21 protein-coding genes are annotated in these 19,393 nt (G+C 39.3%); 19 read left to right on the top strand and 2 right to left on the bottom strand.

The window, feature by feature from the left end; all coding sequences use genetic code 11:
- The first annotated feature begins 26 nt into the window (after nt 1-26).
- The 16 genes from DKZ56_RS10670 to recO all read left to right on the top strand — a co-directional run bounded on the left by DKZ56_RS10670 (nt 27) and on the right by recO (nt 13,496).
- Complete coding sequence (locus DKZ56_RS10670) at nt 27-767, top strand: 16S rRNA (uracil(1498)-N(3))-methyltransferase (protein ID WP_208649974.1); 741 nt, start codon at nt 27-29, stop codon at nt 765-767.
- Nucleotides 768-782: 15 nt separating this feature from the next.
- Complete coding sequence (gene mtaB / locus DKZ56_RS10665) at nt 783-2,114, top strand: tRNA (N(6)-L-threonylcarbamoyladenosine(37)-C(2))-methylthiotransferase MtaB (RefSeq protein ID WP_208649973.1); 1,332 nt, start codon at nt 783-785, stop codon at nt 2,112-2,114.
- A gap of 148 nt (nt 2,115-2,262) precedes the next feature.
- Nucleotides 2,263-2,910 (top strand): deoxyribose-phosphate aldolase, encoded by a 648-nt coding sequence (deoC, locus tag DKZ56_RS10660; protein ID WP_208652235.1) that lies wholly within the window; start codon nt 2,263-2,265, stop codon nt 2,908-2,910.
- A gap of 104 nt (nt 2,911-3,014) precedes the next feature.
- Complete coding sequence (gene rpsU, locus DKZ56_RS10655) at nt 3,015-3,191, top strand: 30S ribosomal protein S21 (RefSeq protein ID WP_208649972.1); 177 nt, start codon at nt 3,015-3,017, stop codon at nt 3,189-3,191.
- A gap of 243 nt (nt 3,192-3,434) precedes the next feature.
- The gene (locus DKZ56_RS10650) at nt 3,435-4,217 is read left to right on the top strand and encodes an NfeD family protein (protein WP_208649971.1); all 783 of its coding nucleotides are present in this window, start codon (nt 3,435-3,437) and stop codon (nt 4,215-4,217) included.
- Nucleotides 4,214-5,209: a flotillin-like protein FloA gene (floA, locus tag DKZ56_RS10645; protein WP_208649970.1), complete on the top strand. Its 996-nt coding sequence runs from the start codon at nt 4,214-4,216 to the stop codon at nt 5,207-5,209. The genes DKZ56_RS10650 and floA overlap by 4 nt, the downstream gene beginning before the upstream one ends.
- Before the next feature lie 27 nt (nt 5,210-5,236).
- Nucleotides 5,237-5,668, top strand: a complete 432-nt coding sequence (locus DKZ56_RS10640; RefSeq protein ID WP_208649969.1) for a hypothetical protein — start codon at nt 5,237-5,239, stop codon at nt 5,666-5,668.
- 58 nt (nt 5,669-5,726) lie between these two features.
- Entirely contained in the window at nt 5,727-5,969 is a 243-nt protein-coding gene (locus tag DKZ56_RS10635; protein ID WP_208649968.1) for a hypothetical protein, read from the top strand.
- Nucleotides 5,966-7,093 (top strand): sporulation protein YqfD, encoded by a 1,128-nt coding sequence (locus tag DKZ56_RS10630; protein ID WP_208649967.1) that lies wholly within the window; start codon nt 5,966-5,968, stop codon nt 7,091-7,093. Before DKZ56_RS10635 ends, DKZ56_RS10630 begins: the two co-directional genes overlap by 4 nt.
- Before the next feature lie 2 nt (nt 7,094-7,095).
- Nucleotides 7,096-8,052 (top strand): PhoH family protein, encoded by a 957-nt coding sequence (locus DKZ56_RS10625; protein ID WP_208649966.1) that lies wholly within the window; start codon nt 7,096-7,098, stop codon nt 8,050-8,052.
- Nucleotides 8,053-8,164: 112 nt separating this feature from the next.
- On the top strand, nt 8,165-10,282 hold the full coding sequence (locus DKZ56_RS10620; protein ID WP_208649965.1) for an HD family phosphohydrolase: 2,118 nt from the start codon (nt 8,165-8,167) through the stop codon (nt 10,280-10,282).
- 181 nt (nt 10,283-10,463) lie between these two features.
- On the top strand, nt 10,464-10,940 hold the full coding sequence (gene ybeY, locus DKZ56_RS10615; protein ID WP_208649964.1) for an rRNA maturation RNase YbeY: 477 nt from the start codon (nt 10,464-10,466) through the stop codon (nt 10,938-10,940).
- A complete protein-coding gene (locus DKZ56_RS10610; protein ID WP_208649963.1) occupies nt 10,933-11,277 on the top strand; it encodes a diacylglycerol kinase family protein in 345 nt (114 codons plus the stop codon). Before ybeY ends, DKZ56_RS10610 begins: the two co-directional genes overlap by 8 nt.
- A 26-nt stretch (nt 11,278-11,303) precedes the next feature.
- Nucleotides 11,304-11,714, top strand: a complete 411-nt coding sequence (locus DKZ56_RS10605; RefSeq protein WP_208649962.1) for a cytidine deaminase — start codon at nt 11,304-11,306, stop codon at nt 11,712-11,714.
- Nucleotides 11,692-12,606, top strand: a complete 915-nt coding sequence (gene era, locus DKZ56_RS10600) for a GTPase Era (RefSeq protein ID WP_208649961.1) — start codon at nt 11,692-11,694, stop codon at nt 12,604-12,606. Before DKZ56_RS10605 ends, era begins: the two co-directional genes overlap by 23 nt.
- Nucleotides 12,607-12,704: 98 nt before the next feature.
- A complete protein-coding gene (gene recO, locus DKZ56_RS10595; protein ID WP_208649960.1) occupies nt 12,705-13,496 on the top strand; it encodes a DNA repair protein RecO in 792 nt (263 codons plus the stop codon).
- Between the two features lie 11 nt (nt 13,497-13,507).
- On the opposite strand, the gene DKZ56_RS10590 is transcribed toward recO, so the two are convergent.
- Complete coding sequence (locus DKZ56_RS10590) at nt 13,508-13,984, bottom strand: hypothetical protein (protein ID WP_208649959.1); 477 nt, start codon at nt 13,982-13,984, stop codon at nt 13,508-13,510.
- A gap of 134 nt (nt 13,985-14,118) precedes the next feature.
- Nucleotides 14,119-15,504, bottom strand: coding sequence for a glycine--tRNA ligase (locus tag DKZ56_RS10585; RefSeq protein ID WP_208649958.1), 1,386 nt, complete (start codon nt 15,502-15,504; stop codon nt 14,119-14,121).
- 374 nt (nt 15,505-15,878) lie between these two features.
- Here DKZ56_RS10585 and ccpN point away from each other — a divergent pair, with 374 nt between their 5' ends.
- From ccpN to dnaG, 3 genes are all read left to right on the top strand, one after another.
- A complete protein-coding gene (gene ccpN, locus DKZ56_RS10580; RefSeq protein WP_208652234.1) occupies nt 15,879-16,517 on the top strand; it encodes a transcriptional regulator CcpN in 639 nt (212 codons plus the stop codon).
- Nucleotides 16,518-16,528: 11 nt separating this feature from the next.
- Nucleotides 16,529-17,347, top strand: coding sequence for a pyruvate, water dikinase regulatory protein (locus DKZ56_RS10575; protein ID WP_208649957.1), 819 nt, complete (start codon nt 16,529-16,531; stop codon nt 17,345-17,347).
- 204 nt (nt 17,348-17,551) lie between these two features.
- Complete coding sequence (dnaG, locus tag DKZ56_RS10570; RefSeq protein WP_208649956.1) at nt 17,552-19,369, top strand: DNA primase; 1,818 nt, start codon at nt 17,552-17,554, stop codon at nt 19,367-19,369.
- The last annotated feature ends 24 nt before the right edge of the window (nt 19,370-19,393 follow it).

The following is a 19,393-nucleotide window of genomic DNA, read 5'->3' as shown; positions in this document are numbered from 1 at the left end:
ACAACTCCTTATTTTAGGAGGAAATCATGCAGCGATATTTTGTTGATGATCCATTTAATGAACAAAAGCAATTGACAATTGTCGGAGAAGCTGCGCGTCATATATCGAAAGTCATGCGCATGCAAAAGGGCGAGCACATCATTGTCGTGCAAGATGGAATCGCATATGTCTGCACCATTCTTTCGGTAGGCCAAGAAGTGATAGTGGAACAAACGGAGGAGACGATTCCTTCTCCTGAAATGCCTATACAAGTAGATATTGCGTGTGGTTTACCAAAGGGCGATAAGCTTGAATTCATTGCCCAAAAGGGAACAGAGCTTGGTATGCATGGATTAATTCCTTTTGCGGCAGAACGGTCCATTGTAAAATGGGATCATCAGAAAATCGGCAGGAAAATGGAACGCTTATCCAAAATTGCCCAAGAAGCAGCGGAGCAATCCCACCGAACTTTTGTGCCAATCATCTCTCCACCTCTTTCATTCCAGCAGCTATTGGAAAAATTTCCAGATTACGATGCGGTGTTTGTAGCCGATGAAGAAGAGGCGAAGGGCGAGCACACAAGATTTGCGGACAAGTTAAAAAAAGTGTATGATAAAGAATCGAAGTCCATTTTATTTATTTTTGGCCCAGAAGGTGGACTTTCGAGAAAAGAAGTGGAAGCCTTTAAAGAAAAAGGCGCAATCCCTGTGGCATTGGGTCCAAGAATATTAAGAGCAGAAACGGCGCCTTTATATGTCCTTTCTGCCATATCATATGAATTTGAATGAAAGAGGTGTGTTGCCTTGCAAACTGTGGCCTTTCATACATTAGGCTGTAAAGTAAATCATTACGAGACCGAGGCCATTTGGCAATTGTTTAAAGAGCATGGCTATGAGCGTGTTGATTTTGAAGAGCAAGCAGACGTTTATGTGATAAATACGTGTACAGTGACAAATACAGGTGATAAAAAATCTCGCCAAGTGATTCGCAGAGCGATCCGAAAAAATCCAGATGCGGTCATTTGCGTAACAGGCTGCTACGCCCAAACTTCCCCGGCGGAAATTTTAGAAATTCCCGGCGTGGATATTGTGGTGGGTACTCAAGATCGGGCGAAAATGCTTGAATATATTGAACAGTACCGCAAAGAAAGACAGCCGATTAACGCAGTCCGCAATATTATGAAAAACCGCGTATTTGAAGAAATGGATGTACCATATTTTACAGACCGCACCCGCGCTTCCTTGAAAATCCAGGAAGGCTGCAACAACTTCTGCACTTTCTGTATTATCCCGTGGGCAAGAGGACTTATGCGCTCCCGCGATCCTCAAGCGGTTATTAAGCAAGCCCAAGTATTAGTAGATGCAGGCTATTTGGAAATCGTCTTAACCGGCATTCACACAGGCGGTTATGGCCAAGACTTCAAGGATTATAATTTAGCGATGCTTCTCCGAGATATTGAAGCGAATGTAAAAGGCATAAAACGTTTAAGAATTTCATCGATTGAGGCTTCTCAATTAACGGATGAAGTCATCGATGTGCTCCGAAATTCAAACATTATTGTGAATCATTTGCACATCCCGCTTCAATCTGGTTCTAATACTGTTTTGAAACGCATGCGCCGCAAATATACAATGGAATTCTTTGCAGAGCGGTTAAATAAATTAAAAGAAGCATTGCCGAATTTGGCCATTACTTCTGACATCATCGTCGGTTTCCCGGGTGAAACGGAAGAGGAATTTATGGAAACATACAATTTTGTAAAAGAGCATAAATTTGCTGAGCTTCATGTTTTCCCATATTCAAAACGGACTGGTACTCCAGCGGCCCGCATGGAAAACCAAGTGGATGAAGAAGTAAAAAATGAGCGGGTACACCGTTTAATTACGTTAAACGATCAATTGGCGAAAGAATACGCTTCCCGTTTTGAAGGTGAAGTGCTTGAAGTAATTCCGGAAGAGCATGTAAAAGAAATCGGTCCAAATATGCTCGCTGGTTATACAGATAATTATTTGCGTGTTGTTTTTGAAGGTTCTTCTGATCTGATTGGGAAATTGGTAAAAGTAAAAATTACAAAAGCCGGTTATCCTTACAACGAAGGCCAATTTGTGCGTATACTTGAAGAACAATATCAATAATCCTTTCAGCGTGCATTCTTATTCCAATCCAAGAATGCACGCTTTTCATTTTGGGCAAATTTCACCTTAAAATGAATGAATTTCGTATGGTATCATAAGAGAAATTGGACAAAAATAATATTGCAAAAAAGGAGCATTTCCTATGTCAATAAACTATGCATCATACATTGACCATACGCTGCTGAAACCCGATGCAACAGAAGAGCAAATAAAAAAATTATGTGAGGAAGCGAAAAAATTCGGCTTTGCTTCTGTTTGTGTCAATCCATATTGGATAAAGGATTGTAAACATATTTTGAAAGGCACCAAGGTCAATGTCTGCACGGTCGTTGGTTTTCCTTTAGGGGCTGTAACAACAGCGACGAAGGTTTTTGAAACAACGCAGGCCATTGAACAAGGCGCCGATGAAATTGATATGGTAATAAATATTGGTTTATTAAAAGCGCGTGATTATGAACGAGTGAAGGAAGACATCAAGCAGGTGGTGAATGCCGCTAGCGGCCGATTGGTGAAAGTAATTATAGAAACATCCTTGCTTTCTGATGAGGAAAAGGTAAAAGCTTGTCAGTTGGCTGTAGAGGCTGGCGCTGCATTTGTAAAAACATCTACCGGTTTTTCAACAGGTGGAGCGACGGTGGAAGATGTCGCATTAATGCGCAAAACCGTTGGAGAACAAGTGGGCGTGAAAGCTTCAGGAGGAATTCGCAGTTTAGCGGATATGTTAAAAATGATTGAAGCTGGAGCAAATCGCATCGGGACAAGCAGCGGTGTAAAAATAATTGAAGAAACATTGTAGTGTTTGCTATTGACTTCATTACTACATTACGGTATAATTCTCAAGTACACATTAAAACGAATGTTTTCTGTGTATTGACGTGTGTTCGGAGGGAGGGATAAGAGATGACAAAAACTGTCGTACGAAAAAACGAAACACTTGAAGATGCTCTTCGTCGCTTCAAACGAAATGTATCAAAAAATGGTACAATTCAAGAAATTAGAAAACGCGAATTTTACGAAAAACCAAGTGTAAGACGTAAGAAAAAATCTGAAGCTGCACGCAAACGTAAGTGGTCATAATTTGATGATCATATGCCCTTCGTTCGTAACACGCGTAAGATACACTTCATAGCCAATAAATCCCTAGTATTTGTTTAAGCAAATACTAGGGTTTTTTACTATATATAAAACTAAAAAGAGGAAATTCCAATTGTTTTCATTTAGAATAATATTAAGGCTACTCATGAAAAATTTGAAACTTTCAAGAGGTTATGTTCGTATATAAGTTAACATGATGCTTGACGGAAGGAAGGAGGGGGAAAAATGAATAAGCCATGGCTTTTTCAGTGGATGACCATGTTTATGATATTATGTTTCATCTTTCCAAGCAGCGCTTTGGCAATAGAAAATGGAATGGAAGCTGGTAATATATCAACTTTTGTTGAAAAACTGGCAACCTTTGTAACGAATCCGATTGTGGTAACGGTACTTTTAACGGTTGCATCTCTTTGTTTAGTATTTGAACTGCTCTCGCCTGGAATCGGAATACCCGGCATGATTGGGTTCTTATCAATAATTTTATTCTTTTTTGGCCATGTATCAGCGGGATTTGCAGGATTTCAAAACATTCTTTTATTTATGATCGGATTTGCCTTGTTGCTTGCGGAGTTACTAGTCCCTGGGGGGATTTTAGGACTTATCGGTAGTGCTTTCATGGTAATTGGTTTATTGTTTGCAGGAAAAAGTGTTGTTCACATGGCTTATTCGATGATTATAGCATTGGCGATTGCCATAATAGGAATGGTGGTATTAGTGAAGTTCTTCGGAAAAAATATACATCTCTTTAGCAAACTGGTGTTGAAAGATGCAACAACGACTGAAGAAGGTTATGTTTCCAATATCAATCGCAATGATTTATTAGGGAAAGAAGGCATTACTCTTACACCTCTTAGACCTGCTGGCTCGGTTTTAATAGGGGATGAAAGGGTTGATGTGGTTTCTGAAGGAAGCTATATCGATTTTGATAAAAAAGTAAAAGTCGTGCAGGTTGAAGGGTCAAGAATCGTTGTAAGAGAAATCAAAGAGAAAGAAGGAGAAGATGCATGATATTTGTTGATGGTTTATTTGTAACATCGGTAATCGGTTTTGTGCTAGTCATCATCGTTTTAGGGATATTCTTTACTTTTGTTCCTGTTGGGCTGTGGATTAGTGCATTAGCAGCCGGTGTTCGTGTGAGCATTTTAACGTTAATCGGAATGCGTTTGCGCCGCGTTATACCAGGTAGAATTGTGAACCCGTTAATCAAGGCCCATAAAGCAGGGTTGGCTGTGACGATTAACCAATTGGAATCCCACTATTTAGCCGGTGGGAATGTGGACCGAGTTGTCAATGCATTAATTGCTGCACAACGAGCGAATATTGAATTGTCTTTTGAACGGGCTGCTGCCATTGACCTAGCTGGTCGCGATGTGTTGGAAGCCGTTCAAATGTCCGTTAACCCGAAAGTAATTGAAACGCCATTTATTGCAGGTGTCGCCCTTAACGGGATTGAAGTAAAAGCAAAGGCTAGAATTACAGTACGCGCGAATTTGGACCGTTTAGTCGGCGGTGCCGGCGAAGATACGGTAATTGCCAGAGTTGGTGAAGGTATTGTTAGTACAATCGGTTCAAGTGAGTCCCATTCTAAAGTTTTGGAAAATCCTGACATGATTTCGCAAACAGTGTTGAAAAAAGGTTTGGACGCAGGTACTGCCTTCGAAATTTTATCCATCGATATTGCCGATGTAGATGTTGGTAAAAATATTGGTGCTGAGTTGCAAATTGAACAGGCTCAAGCGGATAAAAATATCGCTCAAGCGAAGGCGGAAGAACGCCGTGCGATGGCGGTGGCGAAAGAGCAAGAGATGGTGGCGAGAACGCAAGAAATGAAAGCAAAAGTGGTGGAAGCGGAAGCGCAAATTCCTTTGGCGTTGGCAGAAGCATTGCGCTCAGGAAATTTAGGCATCATGGATTACATGAATTACAAAAATATCCAAGCTGATACAGCTATGAGAGAGTCCATAGCAAATGTAACGAAAACTCAGCAAGAAGAGTCATAATAAACTCCTCAGAAAGGAGTGCTATTAATGGAAAGTTTAATCATCTTAATATTATTTGGCCTTATCGGCTCCATTTTAAGTAGCAAGGCAAAGGATCGGCATAATCCATCCACGCCGCCTCCTGTTTATCAAAATCCTCAAAATAGGCCAAAAGTTGAGATTAAAACATTCGATGAATTTGCTAAAGAAATTTATCAACAGTTGACGGAAAAGAAAGAAGTACAACCGAAACAAGAGGCGGCGCCGAAATTGGAAATACAAGGGGAACAGCCGAAAATCGAAACATCGAGAAAACATGTAAACATGGCAAAAGATCAAAATCCAAAACCTGTCGCGGTCAAACAAAACCAGCGCAGCACTAAAGGAACTGGGCATTCCTTTTTATCATCGAAAGAGGGGCTTGTCAACGCAATCATTGCACAGGAAATCTTAGGCCCGCCGAAAGCGAAAAAACGTTAAAAGAATCATGTCCTCCCTTTTCTCCGCATATACTTGCGGAAAGGGAGGGCAGTTTTTTTTGAAAAAGTTATTCCAGAGCGAGCCTATGATTGAAATAATGAATACTAGCCAAATTCGAATAATTGGAAACTATAAATTTATTGAAGCATCAGAAGCCCATTGCAAGTTTTATTATGAAGACTTCCTTGTGAAGATTGAAGCTTCCTCAGTACATATCAATGTGCTTAAAGAAGAGGAAATTTTAGTGCATGTGGATGAATTAAAATATTTTGAAATGAAACGACAGGTGAAGGAATTATGAGAATTTACGACCGTCGCCCTGTAGTAGTCCGCGTGTCCCGCGGAGAAAAAGTGCATGAATTTATTCGGCGCCTGCAGCAAAATCGGGTAAAAATTCGCGAACTGGAGTATTTAGATGATGAAGTCAAATTTGAAATTACAAGAAAAGAAGTGTCTACGGTTCGCGCATTGCGGAAAAAATATCATTTAAAAGTAAAAATTCGTTATTTGCAACAATCAAGAATTTTTCAAAATACAGGATGGACAATCATCGGAATAGCACTTATGATTCTTCTTCCAATCTTATGTGCCCAATTTATTTGGAAAGTGGATGTAGAAGCGGAAACACCTGAACTTGAGGCAAAAGTGGAAAAAGTGTTGGATGAAAAAATAAAATTAAAACAGCCTTTACTAAAACGCCATCTCCTTTCCGATCATGAAATTAGACAAACAATCATGGAAGAAATCCGTGACCTTTCATGGGTTCATATTATCAAAAAAGGAGGCAGCATGACGATTGTTCCGCAGCTTGCTCCTATTACAGAAGTGAAAGACAAAAAGCCGGATCGACTTTACCATTTAATTGCTGCAAAGAGTGGAGTTATTACCCATTTTAATATTACAAGCGGCGAGCGCCGAGTCATGCCAAATACCACAGTCTATAAAGGAGATGTACTTGTCTCCGGGGTTATTCAAATAGGGGAGGATGATTACCTTGCTGTTGGTGCAAAAGGAGAAGTATACGCCGATTATTGGCTGGAAACAAGCTTTGAAATTCCACGAAAAGTGCAATATATTTCTGCCACTGAGAAAAAGTGGACGATTGAATTAAAAAATCAAAAAGAAGAGGAGAAGGAACAATCGTTACAAGAAGTCAAATTGCCAAAGTGGATTTCAAATTTTATCGAAATCAAAAAAACCCAAACTTATACAACAACTACTCAAGAACTTTCCGAAGAACACATCAACTCATTTATCTTGCCTCTATTGCACGAAAAAATTTTACGCTCGCTTCCACCAAAAACGAATATCAAGAAAGAAAATATTTTGCACGTTACCTTTGATGATGATAAAGTAAAAGGGAAAGTCCTATTTTTGGTAAATGAAAATATTGCGAAAGAATATCCTATTGACCAAGGAGATTAAATATGACGGAAGAATTAACAGAGTTACAAGTAGAAAATTCGAATGAAGCGATTATGCTTCTCGGAATGGGCGATAAAAACATAAAGTTAATCGAAGAAACATTCAACTGTCAAATCATCACTCGCGGCCAAACAATTCAAATTGCCGGAGAAGAAGAGCAAAAGAAAAAGGTGACTGTATTATTAAAAGAATTGTTAAAAGTCATTCGTAAAGGCATCAATATCGATTTGCGGGATGTTGCCAACGCGATTGAGATGATGAATAAAGGAACAATTGAATATTTTGCGGAATTGTATGATATTGAAATAGCGAGAACCCATTCAGGCAAGCCGATTCGGGCGAAGACGATTGGCCAGCGGGAATACATCAAGGCCATTCGCTCAAAAGATTTAGTATTCGCTATTGGGCCTGCAGGGACAGGAAAAACTTATTTAGCCGTCGTGATGGCAACACAGGCATTGAAAAATGGACATGTTAAACGCATTATTTTAACGCGTCCAGCAGTTGAAGCTGGAGAATCTCTTGGTTTTTTGCCTGGAGATATGAAGGAGAAAGTCGATCCATATCTTCGTCCATTATATGATGCATTGCATGATGTGTATGGAACGGAACATACGCAGCGCCTTATCGAACGAGGTACAATCGAAATTGCTCCTCTTGCATACATGAGAGGACGTACTTTAGATGATGCCTTCGTTATTTTAGATGAAGCCCAAAATACAACTCACATGCAAATGAAAATGTTTTTAACCCGTTTAGGCTATGGTTCCAAAATGGTCATTACAGGAGATAAATCCCAAATTGATTTGCCAACAAAAATGGAATCAGGACTTATCATTGCTGAGCGGGTTTTGAAAGATGTTAAAGATATCCATTTTTCCTATCTGGAAGCTGGAGATGTTGTACGGCATCCCCTTGTGGCAAAAATTATACAAGCCTATCATGAACAAGAACTTTAAAAATGTGTACGAGCACACCGTACACATTTTTATTTTTTAAGAATTGATGATATCAATGAAAAACATTGAAGAAATTGTTAAACTAGTACTATACAATATCTGGGGGTGCGTCATGGATCAGCACTTAAAAAGATTGTTAGATATGTTTGGATTTAGGGTATTATTAGTTATCATCTTAACGATTGCAGGTATTTTGCAGTTTTTCATGATGCTTGGCAATGTCCTTGGTGATACATATGATGTTCAACCTTTTCAATTGGCTCCGGAAACAATACGAGCGGTGAAGACGGTGGAGGACACTGAAAAAACCGAAGAGGAGAGACAGGAAGCCGAAGAGACTGTCGAACCGGTATATGTTTTTGATGAAGAGATTGTCAATCATCGCATTGCACTGTTAGAATCGATTTACGAAATTACATTAGATGTTCGTAAGGAAATTGTCGACAGCGATGAAAGTTTAACTAAAGATGAACAGATTCAAAAATTCAAAAATAAATTGAAAGAAATTACAGACCGCCAAACTCTTCAATTAACCGATGATGATTTATGGACGCTTTTAATAGTGGATGAGAAGGAGTTGGCTCGGGCTCAAACATCGATTGTCGAGTTGGTAAAAAAGGCTTTATCTAAACCCATACGCAAAGAAAATGTTGCAGCCATTCGAAATGATTTAGAAACGAAAATTCGCGAGCAGAAAGATATTAGTGCTGCCTTGCTTTCTCCATACATTACGCTGGGAAGAACAGCTGTTGTTGAAACTGAAACGCTGGATGAGGAAAAAACGGAGGAACTGAAAAAACAAGCACGCCATTCCGTTGAACCTGTCCGCATTTTGCAAGGGCAGATTATTGTGCAAGAAGGAGAGCTCATCGACAGAGAGAAATATCGGCAGCTAGAACTATTGGGAATGACCAACAATAAAGTTTCCTTAAAACCTGTTTTGGGACTCGCTATATTGGTATTTATTCAAATGGCGTTTCTTTATTTTCTTTTTGATAAGCAGAAATTGGATGTACAAAAAAAACGGAAACAATTGGTTGTAACGGTCATTGTCTACTTAATATCGATTGCTTTAATGGAGCTAATTAGTTTATTAGATGATTTTGATGTGCAAATTGGCTTTATTTATCCTTCAGCGTTGGCAACAATGTTAATCAGCTTGCTTTCATCCTATCAAGCTGCAAGTCTTGTGACCGTGCTTGTGGCGTCATCAGCTGGGATCATCTTCCAAGAAGGATACTCTGCTGTCATGCAAATGGAAATTGCATTGTACATTTTGCTTGGGGGCTTTGCTTGCATTTACTTTATGAAGTCCATCAAAAACCGCTCCGATATTCTTAAAGGATGTGGAGTGGTGTCCATGATTAATTTATCGTTTATCGCATTTTATTTATTGATGACCCAATCCCATTATGAACCTTTCGAATTGTTGTTTTACGGGGCTGCTGCAATTGTTTCAGGCTTGCTTTCAGGCACATTGACAATGGGGCTTTTGCCATTCTTTGAATCAGCCATTGGAATTTTGTCGACAATGAAATTAATTGAACTATCCAATCCGAATCATCCGTTATTGAAGAAAATCTTAACGGAAACGCCTGGAACTTATCATCACAGCATTATGGTTGCCAATTTAGCGGAAGCAGCTTGCGAAGCGATTGGTGCGGATGGTTTGCTTGCCCGGGTAGGCAGTTATTATCATGATATTGGGAAAACGAAAAGGCCGGCCTTTTTCGTGGAAAATCAAATGTCTGGCATCAATCCGCATGATTCTTTGCCGCCAGAAAGAAGCGCAGAAATTATCATTGCCCATACGACAGATGGGGCGGAGATTCTACGTAAGCATAAAATGCCTCAAGAATTTATTGATATCGCCCTTCAGCATCATGGCACAAGTTCGCTAAAATTTTTCTTGCATAAGGCAAAGGAACAAGGAAAATTAAAGGATGAGTCGATTTTCCATTACCCTGGTCCAAAACCGCAGACAAAGGAAATTGCGGTGATCAGCATTGCAGATAGTGTGGAAGCTGCCGTCCGTTCCATGAAAGAGCCAAATGCGGAGAAAATCCGAAACTTGGTGCAATCGATTATTAAAGACCGGTTGGAAGAAAATCAATTTGATGAATGCGATATTTCCATTAAGGAATTAAAAATCATTGAAAAAGTGCTTTGTGAAACATTAAACGGCACGTTCCATTCCCGAATTGAGTATCCGAAAGAGGAAAAAAAATAGATGTTGATTTTCGCTCAAGGCGCTTTCTTCGGTCTTGAACTTCCTCAGAGGGGGCTCAAGTTTAGGGCTGTTCTCGCTGGAGTCTCCTTCTGAAAAGCTTTTTAATGTCATGTATATTGGCATTATGTAACCGACCATGATTAAATAAATAATGCATATTTGCTAAACATTAGGAGGAACTATGACATTAACCATTGATTTTTTAGATGAAACAAATGAATTAAACGAAGAACATATACAACTTGTGGAAAACTTGCTGCAACACGCTGCGAAAATGGAAAATGTTGAGGAAGCAGAAGTTTCTATTACTTTTGTTACCAATGAAAAAATCCACGAAATTAACCGGGAGTATCGGCATATTGACCGCCCGACGGATGTCATTTCCTTTGCCCTTGAAGAAATGGGGGAAGGGGAAATCGAAATTGTCGGAGATATGCCTCGCGTGCTCGGGGACATTATCATTTCGGTGGAACGTACAAGAGAGCAGGCGGAAGAATACGGCCACTCCTTTGAAAGGGAACTGGGATTTCTTGCCGTTCATGGATTTTTACATTTACTAGGCTACGACCATATGACTGAAGAAGATGAAAAAGTTATGTTTTCAAAACAAGAGGAGATTCTTTCATCCTTTGGTTTAGGTCGTGATTTGCATGGGTAATTTTTTTCGTTCTTTTCGTTTTGCCTTTGAAGGAATTCGTTTGGCAACGAAGGAACGAAATATGCGTTTTCATCTTGTTTGCGCAAGTATTGCCATTTTTGCTGGTTTCTTTTCGAAATTAAGTGCGGTGGAATGGCTTATTTTAATCATTACCATTGCCCTTGTCATTGGACTTGAAATGGTGAATACAGCTATTGAAAATGTGGTCGATTTAGTTTCCCCGGAGTTTCATCCGCTGGCAAAAGCAGCTAAGGATGTGGCGGCAGGGGCTGTGCTTGTTTTTGCGATTGCAAGCATAATTATTGGAATGATTCTTTTTCTTCCAAAATGGTTTTAACTTGCGGGAGGTGCTATTGAATACATATGGAAATACTTTTTGAAGAAGCGAAAAAGGCAAGAGAAAATGCTTATGCTCCCTATTCAAAGTTTTCGGTTGGTGCTGCGCTCATTACAAAAAGCGGAAAAATCTACCGCGGCTGCAATATTGAAAATGCAAGTTTCGGATTGACGAACTGCGCAGAGAGAACGGCGATTTTTAAAGCGGTATCTGAAGGGGAAAGGGATTTTCAGGCCCTTTTAGTCGTTGCGGATACAAAAGATCCCGTTTCTCCATGTGGTGCTTGCAGGCAAGTATTGGCGGAGTTTTGCCCGCCGACGATGCCCGTATATTTAGCAAATGTAAACGGGAATATAGAACAAACGACAGTGGAACAATTATTACCAAGTTCGTTTAAATCGGAGGATATGAAAGATGCAGGAAAATCAAACGTTTAAATCAGGCTTTATTTCAATCATTGGAAGACCAAATGTTGGGAAATCCACATTTTTAAATCATGTAATCGGACAAAAAATTGCCATTATGTCTGATAAACCGCAAACAACCCGCAATAAAATCCAAGGTGTGTTGACTAGAGAAAACAGCCAAATGATTTTCATTGATACACCGGGAATTCATAAGCCAAAGCATAAACTGGGCGAATTTATGGTGAAAGTTTCGAAAAATACATTGCGTGAAGTGGATTTAATTTTGTTCATGGTCAATGCCGAAGAAAAGATCGGAAAAGGCGACGAATACATTATGGAAATGCTCGGCGATACGGTTACGCCTGTGTTTTTGGTTGTCAATAAAATCGATAAAGTGCATCCGGATGAATTGTTGAAAATCATCGATGACTATCGCCAGCGCATGGATTTTGCAGAAATTATTCCAATCTCCGCATTGGAAGGAAATAATGTGGAACGGTTGCTTGAAACAATTGAAAAATATTTGCCGGAAGGGCCGCAATACTATCCAAGCGACCAAATCACCGACCATCCTGAGCGCTTTATCATTTCTGAATTGATTCGTGAAAAAGTGCTTCATTTAACAAGGGAAGAAGTGCCTCATTCCGTTGCCGTTGTCATTGACCAAATCCGACGAGATGAGAAAAATGAAAACTTAATTCATGTGATGGCAACGATTATGGTGGAGCGCGATTCCCAAAAAGGCATCATCATCGGAAAAGGCGGCAAATTGTTGAAAGAAATCGGCACTTTAGCAAGAAGAGATATCGAAATGCTTCTAGGTTCGAAAGTGTATTTAGAGCTATGGGTAAAAGTGCAAAAAGATTGGCGGAATAAAATTACGTATTTGCGTGACTTCGGATATCGGGAAGATGAATATTAGTCTTAAGAGCGCGTCATTTAAAGACCCGCTCTTTGCGGCATTTTTTCTAGTATCCGTTTAATAGTTTTTTGGCTTCTGCTAAAAAGGGATGTGCAATAATGCTACATAAATTAGAAGGCATTGTGTTAAAAACAAGAGATTATGGAGAATCGAATAAAATCGTTACCTTAATGACGAAAGAAGCGGGAAAAATCGCCGTGATGGCCCGGGGAGCAAAAAAGCCGAGAAGCCGCTTAGCTGCCATTTCCCAAACTTTTATGCACGGTATTTTTATTGTACAGCGCACAACAGGCTTGGGCACCTTGCAGCAAGGCGAACTGATGCAGTCTATGCGCCATATTCAGACGGATATTGTAAGGGCTGCTTACGCCAGTTACATCGTGGAATTGGTGGACCGTTTAATTGAAGAGGGAAGCTCGCAAACTTTTGTTTATGAGGTGCTCAAGCAGGCTTTGTATGCTATTGATGAGGAATACGACCCAGAGGCAATTGCGTTATTTGTGGACTGGAAACTGCTTCCTTATGCAGGGGTGAGGCCGGTATTGCATCAATGCGCATCATGTGGCGCTGTTGAAGGGGAGTTTGCCTTTTCCTTTTCTCAAGGCGGGTTTCTTTGCCACCGTTGTTTTCATGCGGATCCTTATATTATTCGGCTCAATCCGACTCAAATTAAGTTGATACGAATGTTTGCCAATGTGCCAATCGAAAAAATAGGAAAGCTGGAGCTAAAACGCGAGACGAAGCGTTTTATTAAAATGATTGTAACAACGATTTATGAAGAACAAACAGGGATGCGGTTAAAATCCCGCTCCTTTATTGAACAGCTGGAAAAATCCGAAGCTTTGATGGCGATGCAAAAAGAAGATGAAAATAAAGGCGTCGAACCATGACGCCTTTTAATTTATCTTAATTCAACTAAGATTGGTATTAAATCCTCTTTCAAAGCTTGCCAAAATTTTTCTTTTAATTCTGGAAGGATTTCGTCTTTGTTTTGAAATTGGCGATATAATTTTTCGATTTTATCATCCACAAGCATCAAACGATGATTGACTCTTTCTCGCTCCTCTTCAATATTTAATAAAATGAAACTGTCCATCAGAAGCTGAAGCTGTTTGCCTTTTTTTCTCGCAATTTCATAGGCTTCTTGATGAAAAGTCCCCAGTGCTGTGGAAAGGTCGATTTGTTTTCGATGGAACTCAGCCGCATGAAGATATTGTTGGATTTTTAAATTAGCGTTAAATAATAAATGGCCCGTCGTCTGAATAGAAGGCACTTCTTTTTTAAAAAGGCTTTCCACCATCGTCTTTAATTGATCGAAACAATCTTCTTTCTGCTGTTTTTCTTCATTTTTCACCGCTAAAAATTGTTGAAAAAGCATGGCCATTCCCCCCTAAGTTCATACATCCCTTAGCCTAATTATACAAAAGATGGGGGAAATGGGCATTATAAATTCGAATAATTCTGATTTTTATAAAATTAAAGAGCCGCCCGAAAATTGGACGGCTCTAGTCATTAAAATTGTAAATGTTTTTCAATATAAGCTTTTACATCGGCAATCGGAATGCGTACTTGCTCCATTGAATCGCGATGGCGCACTGTTACTTGGCCATCTTCTTTAGAATCGAAGTCGTATGTGATGCAGAATGGAGTACCAATTTCATCTTGGCGGCGGTAACGTTTTCCGATGGATTGAGATTCATCATAATCAACAGGGAAATATTTGCGCAATTCGTTCCAAATTTCTGTTGCTTCTTCTGAAAGCTTTTTAGAAAGTGGTAAAACCGCTGCTTTAAATGGCGCAATAACCGGATGGAATCTAAGCACCGTACGTTTGTCGCCATCTTCCAATTCTTCTTCATCATAAGCATCGCATAAAAATGCTAAAGTGACGCGGTCAGCACCTACAGATGGTTCGATGCAGTAAGGTACATAGCGTTCATTTGTAACTGGGTCTACATATGTGAAATCTTCGCCGGAATATTGCATATGTTGCTTCAAGTCGTAATCAGTGCGGTCTGCAATTCCCCATAATTCGCCCCAGCCGAATGGGAATTTGTATTCAATATCCGTTGTAGCCGCTGAGTAATGGGACAATTCTTCTTTTGAATGGTCGCGGAGGCGAATGTTTTCTTCGCTCATGCCTAAACTCAAGAGCCAGTTTTTACAGAATTCTTTCCAATAATTTTGCCACTCTAAATCTTCCCCTGGTTTGCAGAAAAACTCCAATTCCATTTGTTCAAATTCACGTGTGCGGAAAGTAAAGTTTCCAGGAGTAATTTCGTTGCGGAATGATTTACCGATTTGGGCAATGCCGAATGGAATTTTTTTGCGCATGGAGCGTTGTACGTTTTTGAAGTTGACGAAAATCCCTTGCGCTGTCTCAGGGCGTAGGTAAATCTCGTTGGCAGAGCTTTCTGTGACTCCTTGGAATGTTTTAAACATCAAGTTAAACTGGCGGATATCTGTGAAATCTTGCGCACCGCAGTCCGGGCAATGCACATCATATTGCTTCATAATTTCTTCCATTTTTTCAAAAGATAAGCCGTCCACGACAATTTCATCGCCTTTTTCTAGAGCCGCAGCTTCAATTAATTTATCTGCTCTATGTCTTGCTTTACATTGTTTACAGTCGATCATCGGGTCATTGAAATTGCCCACGTGGCCGGAAGCTTCCCAAGTGCGGGGGTTCATGAGAATTGCGGCATCAAGACCTACATTATAAGGCGACTCTTGAACGAATTTTTGCCACCAAGCCCTTTTAATATTGTTTTTTAGTTCCACTCCAAGAGGACCGTAATCCCAAGTATTGGCGAGTCCTCCGTAAATTTCTGAACCAGGAAATACAAATCCTCGATGTTTCGCTAAACTTACAATTGTTTCCATTGATTGAACAGCCATTTTGTTTCCTCCTATTGATTTATAGTTTTCATGAAAAATAGAAAAGCACTCGTCTCCGGGCGATTATAGCCCGGGGACGAGTGCGTACTACACCCGCGGTTCCACCCCGATTGACTGCATTCCGTAAAATGAAATGCAATCCTCTTTTTGGAACATGGCTCCAGGATGCCGTTTCTCTTTTCGTGTAGGCTTTCACCATCCCTACTCGCTGTCAGTTGAAAAGATACTTATAGTCCTGTCATTGCCTTCAATATATTAATATAGTTTTTATAATGCTTAGTTGTGACATTATTTTATCATGATGTTCTTTTCTTAGCAATTATAAAAAAAATAGTATATAATATTTGAGTAAAAGTATAACACTAATTGAGGCGGTGAGTCCAATAGAACTCAATCAACGTCAAGATAAAATTCTTCAAATAGTAAAAGAAAAGGGTCCTATCACCGGAGAAAAAATTGCTGAACACTTAAATTTAACTCGTGCAACCCTGCGTCCGGATTTAGCGATTTTAACGATGGCAGGGTTTCTAGATGCCAGACCTAGAGTTGGCTATATATATTCTGGAAAAAAAACGATGGCAGCTCTAACAGAATCCATGATGAATCTAAAAGTAAAAGATTTTCAGTCTTTGCCTGTTGTGGTATCTGAAAATATGACAGCTTATGATGCCATTTGCCAAATGTTTTTGGAAGATGTAGGCACATTATTTGTAGTGGATGAACGATCCCGCCTACAAGGGGTTCTATCGAGAAAAGATTTGCTTCGTACTAGCATCGGGACTCAGGCGATAACAAAAATTCCAGTTCATATTATTATGACAAGAATGCCTAATATCGTATATTGCCACAAAAATGATTCGCTCGTTCATGCTGCGAAAAAACTGATTGATCGACAAGTCGATTCATTGCCGGTTGTCGAGGAAAGAGAAGATGGATTGGAGATTGTCGGTCGGATAACGAAAACAAATATTACAAAAGCGTTTATTTCATTAGCAGAAACGAATGATTTGTAAGAGGTGCGAATTTGAAAAACTTAAAAATTTTTGTCGTATCGGATTCGGTAGGAGAAACTGGAGAACAAGCCGCAAAAGCAGCGGCAACACAATTTCGGCCTAATTTTGATGGCGTCATTATAAAACGATTTCCTCACATATCCAGCGATGACCATATAAAAAATATTGTCGAAATTGCTGTGATGCAAGATGCGATCATCGTTTTTACGCTAGTAGAAAAACAAAAGCGTCAGTTGATGCTCAGTTTATGCCGACAATTAAATGTGGCTTGCATCGATTTATTGGGGCCGATGATTATTTTATTCAGCGAAAAGCTTCAAGAAGCCCCGCTAGAAGAACCTGGACTAGTCCATAAATTGGATGAAGATTATTTCCGAAAAGTGGAAGCTATTGAATTTGCGGTAAAATATGATGACGGGCGCGATCCAAAAGGCATTTTATTAAGCGATGTTGTGTTAATTGGTGTCTCTCGGACTTCCAAAACTCCATTATCTCAGTATTTGGCCCATAAGCGATATAAAGTGGCCAATGTTCCGATTGTTCCTGAAGTTGAACCGCCTGAGGAATTGTTTCAAGTGGATCCAAGAAAATGTTTTGGTTTAGTCATATCGCCGGAAAAACTGAATATCATTCGAAAAGAAAGATTAATTGCGCTAGGTTTAAGCGATGATGCAATGTATGCTCGGACAGACCGGATCGAGAAAGAAATCGCTTATTTTTACAAAGTGGCTGAAAAATTAGGCTGTGAAGTAATTGATGTAACCAATAAGGCTGTTGAGGAAACAGCTAATGATATAATCGAACGATTAGAACGATTAAAAAATAAGTAAAATCCTCCGATTATAGGGAGGTTTTTTGCGTTTTTTTATAAAATAGTTATAGAAATTTTAATTAAATTGTTTTATAATAATAAAATTGGGGTAAAAATAATTTATAACAATTATTTTAAAAAATTAATTTTTTGTGTCGATTTTTTAAAGGGATTTTTCATTTTTTATCGAATTGTGTTATGTAGCAACAAAGTTGGTGATGGAATGGTAAATAAAATCCCTGAAGAGTTGATTGAAAAAATTCGAACAGAGTCGGATATAGTCGATGTCATCAGCGAATATATCCAGCTGACAAAAAGAGGTCGAAACTGGTTTGGGTTATGTCCATTCCATAACGAAAACACACCTTCTTTTTCCGTTTCCGAAGACAAACAAATTTTCCATTGCTTTGGTTGTGGTGCTGGTGGAAATGTGATTACCTTTGTCATGGATATCGAAAATGTATCCTTTCCTGAAGCGGTTTCGAAATTAGGAGAACGCATCGGCATACATATAGATATCCAAAACCAAAGTATGGACAACCGTCTTCGCAGCTATTCAAAAAAAGAAGAAAATATGCTGGACGCCCATCAATTTGTTGCTGAGTATTACCATCATTTATTGATGAACACAGAAGATGGTGAAAAAGCGTTAAATTATTTATTCAAAAGAGGATTTACAAGGGAAGATATCGAATCCAATGGTATAGGATATTCATTGCCAAATGGGGATTCGGTGACAGTACTTTTGCAGCGAAAAGGCTTTTCCTTAGATGAAATGGTCGAATGTGGGCTCATTATTCAACGGGAAAATGACCATACTTATTTTGACCGATTTCGAGGACGTATCATGTTTCCAATTCGCAATGAATCTGGAAAGGTGATTGGCTTTTCAGGTCGTTTAATTGAGCCGAAAGAATCAGAAGCGAAATATTTAAACAGCCCCGAAACTCCTATTTTTCGAAAAAGTGAAGTGCTTTTTAACCTGGATAAGGCGAGAACTTCAATTCGAAAAAAACGTCAAGCCATATTAATGGAAGGTTTCATGGATGTACTTGCTGCAAATAAAGCGGGAATTGATAACGCTGTAGCAACAATGGGCACTTCCCTGACAAAGGAGCATATCACAAGGCTAAAACGCTTAGTTCGAAAAGTAGTTATTTGTTATGATGGTGATCATGCTGGATGGGAAGCTGCGAAACGTGCTGCAGAGTTATTATATAATGAACAAATGGAGGTTGAAGTCGTCGTACTGCCTGAACAGTTAGATCCTGATGCGTATATTCGAAATTATGGTACAGAATCTTTTGTTCAGATGGTTGAAAAACCGCATGCATACATGTCATTTATGATGATGTATGCACGACGGAACAAAAATTTCCAATTTGAAAACGATATTCTACAATACATCCAAGAAGTGCTTGAACAATTAGTTGGTAGAACATCGCCTATCGAACGTGACTTATATATAAAGGAATTGGCGAAGGAAACAAAAGTTTCGGAAGAGGCGATTTATGCACAATTCAGAAAATTAGATGCTGACTTTGCTAAAAATTATAAACGAGCAGACCAAAACATCTCAATAAAAAGTATCGACTTTCATCCGAAAAATTTAAATGCCACAAAACGTGCAGAAAGATTGCTTCTTTCTCATATGCTATCTGATATGGAAGTAGTAAAACACATTATAGAAAGCGATGATCCGCAGCCCTTTGTACATGATGAATATATTGCGGTATTTGTTCGCTTAATCGGCTTTTGTGAAGAACATGGAACATCAGATTATCAGCGTTTTCTTGAAATTTTAGATGATGCTGAACTTCGGAAAATTGTGATGGAAGCAGCGCTTGTAGAACGCGATCCAGAATATAAAGATGCTGAAATACAAGATTGTTTAAAACATTTGAAAAAACATCGCTTAGAGCTCGAAATAGAAAAGCTTATGCACGATTCCAAAGAAGCTGAACGAATGCACGAATATGATAAAGCTTTAGAGCTTTTTCAACGAATGGTTCAACTGAAAAGAACTTTATCTGCGATTTGATTGAGATTGGTTTTTATAAGGAGG

This window comes from Ureibacillus thermophilus, assembly GCF_004331915.1.
In the GTDB taxonomy this organism is placed as follows: domain Bacteria; phylum Bacillota; class Bacilli; order Bacillales_A; family Planococcaceae; genus Ureibacillus; species Ureibacillus thermophilus.
This window is presented reverse-complemented; position numbering and strand designations above follow the sequence as displayed.